Annotated in this window: 1 protein-coding gene; it reads left to right on the top strand. The window is 40.6% G+C overall.

What is annotated here, in order from left to right; translation table 11 throughout:
• Positions 1 to 1,812, top strand: a 1,812-nt coding sequence (locus GKP30_RS23295; RefSeq protein ID WP_216831867.1) for a DNA translocase FtsK, incomplete at its 5' end; no start/stop codon positions are given.
• Positions 1,813 to 1,924: the final 112 nt, after the last annotated feature.

Genomic DNA, 1,924 nt, shown 5'->3' with positions numbered 1-1,924 from the left:
GAAGCCAGAAGAGAAGAGCTGCGCCAACAAGAGTTAGAAGAAGCCAGAAGAGAAGAGCTGCGCCAACAAGAGTTAGAGGAAGCCAGAAGAGAAGAGCTACGCCAACAAGAGTTAGAGGAAGCCAGAAAAGAAGAGCTCCGCCAGCGAGAGTTGGAGGAAGCAAGAAGCGAACGAAAACTTCTTAATGATTTGGACAAGCCAAAAGTAAATAGTGAATTAACTCAAACACAAGTAGCAAATGGTTCAAAAGAAACGTATGACCGTGCAGCATCTAGAAAGCGACAAGAGGAAAATGCTCAAGTAACATCGAAAAACATACCTTTTAATGTACTCATGCTACCACAGGATCGAATGGGCCAAAAAAGAACTGAAGTTAAAGCGGAACATAAGAGTTATCAATTTCCACCTATTCATATGTTAAATATTCCACCGCGCCAAGAAGAAGAAGATACAGATTGGTTAAATGAACAAGGTGAAACTTTAGAACAAACTTTGCAAAACTTTAATGTGTCCGCAAAGGTAGTCCATGTAACGAAAGGACCTTCTGTCACAAGGTTTGAAATTCAGCCAGCACCAGGTGTAAAAGTTAGTAAAATCACAAGCTTAACGGATGACATCAAACTATGTCTAGCAGCAAAAGATATTCGGATGGAAGCGCCAATTCCTGGAAAACATGCGATTGGTATAGAAGTACCTAACCAAAAGAGTGATCCTGTCTTTTTACGTGAAATTTTGAGACGGGGAGTTTTTCAAAAAGGATCTCCTTTGACAGTAGCACTAGGATTAGATATTTCAGGGCAACCGATTGTAACTGATTTAGCTAAAATGCCACATGGTCTTGTAGCAGGAGCAACAGGTTCAGGAAAAAGTGTATGTATTAATTCGGTACTAGTTAGTCTTTTATACAAGGCAACACCTGATCAAGTAAAGCTATTACTAGTAGATCCTAAAATGGTAGAGTTAGCACCATACAACGAATTACCACATTTAGTGACGCCTGTTATAACCGATGCCAAACAAGCTACTGCTGCTTTGAAATGGGTTGTTGCCGAAATGGAACGAAGATATGAGTTGTTCTCACAGCAAGGCGTTCGTGATATTAGAAGATATAATGATCTATATTCAGAAGAGCCAGATAAGCCAGCGCTCCCTTATATTGTCGTTGTCATTGATGAGTTAGCGGACCTAATGATGGTGTCTCCACAAGATGTGGAAGAGGCGATCTGTCGTATTGCACAAAAAGCGAGAGCGTGTGGGATCCATCTTTTAATTGCAACACAGCGCCCTTCCGTTGATGTCATTACAGGGTTAATTAAAGCCAATATTCCAACTCGAATTGCATTTTCTGTATCTTCTCAAGTCGACTCAAGGACGATTATTGATATGTCTGGAGCAGAGCGCTTACTTGGTAAAGGGGATATGCTATTCCATGAGAATGGAACAGCAAAACCGATCCGTGTACAAGGAACATTTGTTTCAGATGAGGAGATTGAAAGAGTAATTGAGTATGTTAAAAAGCAACGAAAACCTCAATACTTAATTGAAAACGAGCATTTAAATAAAGTTCAAGAAATTGATGGCCAAGAAGATGAATTATTTGAAGAGGCTTGCTATTTTGTCATCGAACAAGACGGTGCTTCGGCATCAAGTTTGCAAAGGCGTTTTAGAGTTGGCTATAATCGTGCAGCAAGATTAATTGATATGATGGAGGCCAAGGGAATTGTCTCCGAAGCAATGGGAAGTAAACCAAGGCATATTCTCATGTCAGTAACCGAATTTGAAGAAAACATACTCTCGACACCACACGAGTAAACCTTGTCATCTTCCAAAAGGTTATATACTATTATAGAAAAGCGGAAGGTGCCTGCTTATCGGCGACAAGCGCTGGAGGACCAGCATTAGTGTCCTGGTTTTGGACACGATG

The sequence above is a fragment of the Alkalihalobacterium elongatum genome (assembly GCF_019024285.1).
GTDB lineage: Bacteria > Bacillota > Bacilli > Bacillales > Bacillaceae_F > Alkalihalobacterium > Alkalihalobacterium elongatum.
This window is presented reverse-complemented; position numbering and strand designations above follow the sequence as displayed.